General features: G+C 73.0%; 4 protein-coding genes. 1 reads left to right on the top strand and 3 read right to left on the bottom strand.

The features are described 5' to 3' along the window. The 3 genes from PLP61_RS14230 to leuS form a co-directional block, all read right to left on the bottom strand. Positions 1-276: hypothetical protein (locus PLP61_RS14230; RefSeq protein WP_324503409.1), on the bottom strand; the 276-nt coding region annotated here is incomplete at its 3' end. An 83-nt stretch (positions 277-359) separates the two neighbouring features. Beyond that, entirely contained in the window at positions 360-1,238 is an 879-nt protein-coding gene (locus tag PLP61_RS14235) for a DegV family protein (RefSeq protein WP_324503410.1), read from the bottom strand. A 26-nt stretch (positions 1,239-1,264) separates the two neighbouring features. Further along, positions 1,265-3,763 (bottom strand): leucine--tRNA ligase, encoded by a 2,499-nt coding sequence (leuS, locus tag PLP61_RS14240; RefSeq protein ID WP_324503411.1) that lies wholly within the window; start codon positions 3,761-3,763, stop codon positions 1,265-1,267. Positions 3,764-4,010: 247 nt separating this feature from the next. On the opposite strand from leuS, the gene PLP61_RS14245 reads away from it, so the two are divergent. Continuing rightward, positions 4,011-5,747 carry an FG-GAP repeat domain-containing protein gene (locus PLP61_RS14245; protein WP_324503412.1) on the top strand — a complete coding sequence of 579 codons (1,737 nt, stop codon included), beginning with the start codon at positions 4,011-4,013 and terminating at the stop codon, positions 5,745-5,747. Positions 5,748-5,944: the final 197 nt, after the last annotated feature.

Consider the following 5,944-nt stretch of genomic DNA (forward strand, 5'->3'; position numbering starts at 1 on the left):
CGGCCGCCACTCCGACGAGCGCGGCTCTCGGCGTCGGGCGTCGTGCCGGCCCGGCACAGGCAGCGCGGCGGCACCGGCGGGCGGCTCCCCCGGGAGGACGGGCTCACCCCACGGACGCGGGCGGACGAGGTCCTCACCGGCGTCCGACCGGAGGCCACCGTGCCCGGCGACCCGCTCGAGGGGGTCCACCGCGGTGGTGGGGGGCTCCGCACCCAGCAGGGCCAGCCGGCGGGAGACCACCGCCTGCTGCTCGTGGGTACGACGTGAGGACCGCATGGCCCGCAGGCTAGGTGCGGCCGCCCCGCACGCGTGCGCGTCCGGGCTGGCCCTGTGGACGGGGCCCGCCTGCCGGCCGGCTGTCAGCAGGAAGCGGGCTTGTCGACCAGCGGAGCCACGCAGACGGCGACCATGCCCGGACCCACGTGGGCTCCGAGCACCGCTCCGACCTCGCCGAACCAGACGGCGCGGCCGGACAGCTGACCGGCCAACCGGTCGGCGAGCTCGTCGCGGAGCGAACCGGCACGGTCCGGACTGGCCAGGTGGGCCACGCAGAGGTCGACCTGCTGGTCTCCGGCCGCCGCGACCGCCAGGTCAGCCAGCCGACCGAGGGCCCGGCTGGCGGTGCGCACCTTCTCCAGCGTGGTCACCCGCCCGGCCTCGATGCTCAGCAGCGGCTTGACGGCGAGCGCGCCGCCGAACAGCGCACTGGCGGCACCGATCCGGCCACCGCGGCGCAGGTACTCGAGCGTGTCGACGTAGAAGACGGAGGTGGAGGCCTGCGCCCGCCGCCGCGCGGCGTCGGCGGCCTCGGCGACGCTCCCCCCAGCGTCGAGCACGTCGGCCGCGGCCAGCGCGGCGTACCCGGTCGCGGCGCCGACCTGCCGGCTGTCCACGGTGGTGACGGGGAGGGGCGCCTGCCGGGCCGCCAGCTGGGCCGACTCGTAGGTCCCGCTCATCTCCGCGGACAGGTGCAGCGACAGGACCTCCTCGACGCCGCGGGCGGCCAGCGACTCGTAGACCGCCAGCATCGCCGCGGGTGCCGGGCGGGAGGTGCTCACGGGCAGGAACTCCCGCAGCGCCTGGGCGACGCGCTCGGGGGTGGCCTCGGGCGAGCCCTCGTCGTGGACCTCGGCCCCGATCGCGACCTGCAGCGGGACCACCACGATGCCGCGCTGCGCTGCGACCTCGGGTGGCAGCATCGCCGTCGAGTCGGTGACGAGCGCGCAGCGGCCGGGCATGGGCGAAGGGTACCGGTCCGCAGCCGTCAGCCGACGACGACGTTGACCAGCTTCGGCGCCCGGACGATCACCGTGCGCACCGACCGGTCGCCGATCGACGCCCGGACCGCGGGCTCGGCCAGCGCCGCCGCCTCCAGGTCGGCCTCGGAGATGTCGGGCGACACCTGCAGGCGGGCCCGCACCTTGCCCTGGACCTGCACCACGGCCGTCACCGACTCCTGCACCAGCAGGGCCGGGTCGACGGCCGGCCAGCCCGCGCGCGCCACGGAGGGCTGGTGGCCCAGCCGCTCCCACATCTCCTCGGCGGTGTACGGCGCCACCAGGGACAGCACCACCGCCACCGCCTCCACCGCCTCGCGCACGGCGGGGTCGGCCGGACCGCACCCGGTGTCGATCGCCTTGCGGGTGGCGTTGACCAGCTCCATCACCCGGGCGATCATCACGTTGAACCGGTAGCCCTCGACCAGGGTGGCGGCGTCGTCCAGCGTCTTGTGGGTGACCCGGCGCAGCGCCGTGTCTCCGGTCGTCGGGTCGGTGCCCGGTGCGGAGGCGACGTCCCCGGACAGCCGCCAGGCGCGCTGCAGGAACCGCAGCGACCCGGCCGGTGAGACCTCGGCCCAGTCGATGTCGTCCTCCGGCGGGCCCGCGAACACCAGGGTCAGCCGCACCGCGTCCACACCGAACTCCGCTAGTTGGTCCCCCAGACTGACGCCGTTGCCCAGCGACTTGCTCATCTTCTTGCCCTGGTTGATCACGATGCCCTGGTTCAGCTGGGCCGAGAACGGCTCGCGGAACTCCAGCATCCCCATGTCGGCCAGCACCTTGGTGAAGAACCGGGAGTACAGCAGGTGCAGGACGGCGTGCTCGACGCCCCCGACGTAGATGTCGCACGGCATCCAGGCATTGGCCTTCGCCGGGTCGAAGGCCTGGGTGTGGTCGTTCGGGGAGCAGTAGCGCAGGAAGTACCACGACGAGTCCACGAAGGTGTCCATCGTGTCGCTGTCGCGGGAGGCGGGGCCGCCGCACCGGGGGCAGGCCACCGCGATCCACTCCTCGGCGGCAGCCAGCGGCGAGACGCCCTTGGGCTTCAGGTCGGCCCCGCGCAGCTCGGGCAGCGTCACCGGCAGCTGGTCCTCCGGTACGGCGACCTCGCCGCAGGCGGGGCAGTGCACGATCGGGATCGGCACCCCCCAGTAGCGCTGCCGTGACAGCAGCCAGTCGCGCAGCCGGAAGTTCACCGCGCGGGTTCCCGCGCCAGCGGCCTCCAGGCGGTCGATGGTCGCGGAGATCCCCGCGGCCTTGTCGGTCAGCCCGTCCAGGCTCCAGCCCTCGGGGCTGGCGGAGTTCACGTACACCCCGTCGCCGCTGGTGGCGACGAAGGTCTCCTCGGGGTTCGGCTCACCGGTGTCGACGACCCGACGCACCGGCAGACCCATCGCCCGGGCGAAGTCCATGTCGCGCTGGTCGTGCGCGGGCACGGCCATGATCGCGCCGGTCCCGTAGTCGGCCAGCACGTAGTCGGCAGCCCAGACCGGGATCTGCTCGCCGTTGACCGGGTTGGTCGCCGTGATGCCCAGGTCGACCCCCGTCTTGGGCCGCTCGGTGGACATCCGGTCGATCTCGGACTCCTTGCGCACCTCGACCAGGTAGTCCTCCAGCGCCTGGCGGCGGTGCGGGGCGCACAGCTCGGCGGCCAGCGGCGCGTCGGCGGCGACCACCATGAAGGTGGCCCCGAACAGGGTGTCGGGACGGGTGGTGTACACGGTCACCACCCGGTCGGTGCCGTCAGCCAGGTGCATGGCGAAGTCCACGTGGGCACCCTCGGAGCGGCCGATCCAGTTGCGCTGGGCGGTGACCACCCGCTCGGGCCAGGTGGGTGCCAGGTCGTCCAGGCAGTCCAGCAGCTCCTGGGCGTACTCGGTGATCTTGAAGTACCACTGGGTCAGCTCACGCTTGGTCACCTCGCTGCCGCAGCGCTCGCACCTCCCGTCGACCACCTGCTCGTTGGCCAGCACGGTCTGGTCGTTCGGGCACCAGTTGACCGGGCTGTTCTTGCGGTAGGCCAGCCCGCGCTCCCGGAACTGCAGGAACAGCCACTGGGTCCAGCGGTAGTACTCCGGGTCGGAGGTGTGCAGCCGTCGGGACCAGTCGAAGGAGCACGCGTAGTGCTTGAACGACGCGGCCTGCGTCTCGATGTTGTCGTAGGTGTAGGCGGCCGGGTGCGCGTTGTTGCGGATCGCGGCGTTCTCCGCGGGCAGCCCGAAGGAGTCCCAGCCCATCGGGTTCAGCACCTCGTACCCGCGCTGCCACCAGTAGCGGGCGACCACGTCGTGCAGCGCCATCACCTCGGCGTGGCCCATGTGCAGGTCACCCGAGGGGTAGGGGAACATCGTCAGCGCGTACCGCTTCTCCCGGGGGCTGTCGTCGTCGGCGTGGAACGGGTCCATCCGCTCCCACACGGGCAGCCACTTCCGCTGTGTCGCGGCGACGTCGTACTGGTCTGACTCGGGTACCTGCTGGCTCATCTCGTCCCTCTGCTCGCTGGTGATCTGCTCCGGGCATGAAAAAGCCCCTCGGGCACGAGGGGCAGCCGCGTCGGACGTGGTCGTCGACGCGGCTAGGGAAGAAGCAGGATCCTGCGCATGGACGTCATCGTACCGCGAAAGCCGCGCCGGAATCACTGCGGTTCGGACCCACACGTCCTGGACAGGGGCCCGAAGCCAGCCGTGCGGGTCCGAACGGCAGCATCCACCGAAAGGTAGGGTCCCCCGCGTGAACGCCTCCCGACCGACCGCCGGAGTCCTGAGCGTGCTGCTGGCTGCCGGCGTGGGAGTCGCCGTAGCCCCGGCGGCGAGCGCCCCGAGCACGCCGCGCCAGGTCACCGCAGCCGCAGCCGGCTGCACCGACGAGGGCGGCACCGACCCCGTGCAGGCACCCCGCTTCGTCCGCACCATCGCCACCGGCGAGACCGGTTGGTTCTCCTCCCCGGGACTTGTCGACCTCGACGGCGACGGACGGCTCGAGATCGTCGCGCCGTACTACTCGACGTTCGTGTTCGACGCCACCGGGCACCGGCTGGGCCGCGGCCTTGCCGGCAAGGACCGGGTCTACCCGCCCGCGGTGGTCGCCGACCTCGAGGGCGACGGCGTCACCGACATCGTCGCCGCCGGCGGCCAGGGCACCGTGGCGGGCTACGAGTTCCGCGACGGGAGGCTGCTCCGCAAGGACGGCTGGCCGGCCTCGACGCGCAGCGGCGGCCAGCGCCCGGAGACTCGGGGGCTGGCGGCCGCCGACCTGAACGGCGACGGGCGGGTCGAGGTGGTCGCCACCACGACCAACACCTCGCCCAGGGGCGCGCAGGTCTTCGTCTTCAACGCCCGCGGCAACCTCTTCCAGCCCGCCGGGGGCCACTCCCCCGCGTGGCCGCGCTACAACCGGCTGCGCGGCCAGGGCAACGACCTGCGGTTCAACAACGTCGGCAACCACGGGTACGGCGCGTACGGCGAGAACGTCGGCATCGGCAACATCGACGACGACCCCGAGCTCGAGATCATCACCACCTTCGACAACCACCAGATCAACGCGTTCAACCACGACGGCACCTCGATCCTGGCGTCCCCCTGGTTCACCAACCGTGGGTCCGGCGCGGAGGGCCGCCGGATGGGCTGGGGCCAGTTCATCCGCTGGGCCGACCCCGCGGTCGAGCGCCGGCACTACCACCTCCACCGCGGCGACTGGCCCAGCCCGGCCCGCACCCCCTGGCTGCAGTGGACGGCCTCCCCGCCCTCGGTGGCCGACCTCGACGGCGACGGGCGCAACGAGGTCGTCGGCCTGCCGAACGTCGAGAAGCACATTCCGTACCGGACCCAGGCGCACGCGTTCATGGTGCTCGACGGCGCGTACGGCGACGGCTCGCGCTCCGCGCGCCGGCACCCCGGATTCGAGACGCTCCCTCTGTCGAACCGGCCGGTGCACCGCGGCAGCGGCGACTGGTACCCGCCGACCGGCATCCCCGCCCCGACCGTGGTGGACCTGACCGGGGACGGCCGTCCCGAGATCGTCTCCGCGCTTCCAGGCGGCAAGGTGTACGCCGTCGGGCCCGACGGCCACCGGCAGTGGAGCTGGACCTACGCCCCACGCCGCTCCACGACGTACGCCTCGGAAGTGGTCGCCGCCGACCTCAACAAGGACGGCTCGCCGGAGCTGGTCCTCGGCACCTACGCGCTGCGTTCCCGAGCCGGGCGCCTGATCGTGCTGTCGGCCGACGGCAGGCGGCTCTCGGTCACCCGGCTGCGCCACCAGCGCCGCGACGGCAACGGCATCGGGGTGGCGGCCGCGCCCTCGATCGGCGACCTCACCGGCAACGGCACCCTCGAGATCGTGCTCACCACCTTCGACCACGGCGTCGACGTCTACACGGTGCCCGGGTCCGGCACCGGGTGCCTCCCGTGGCCGACCGGCCGCGGCAACCTGCTCCGCAACGGTCAGGGCCCGGCCACGGCCCCCTGAGGTACCCCCGGGCGACACCGGCCAGGTCCCGGACGTCGAGGAGTCCGTGCTCGGCTGCCGCACTAGAGTCGGCGGCATGACCATCACGGAGCTGTTCCGCCTCGACGGCAAGGTCGCGATCGTCACCGGCGCGTCCAGCGGGCTCGGGGTCGCGTTCGCGCAGGCTCTCGCCGAGGCCGGCGCCGACGTGGTGCTCG

It is taken from the genome of Nocardioides sp., from assembly GCF_035429765.1.
Lineage (GTDB): Bacteria > Actinomycetota > Actinomycetes > Propionibacteriales > Nocardioidaceae > Nocardioides.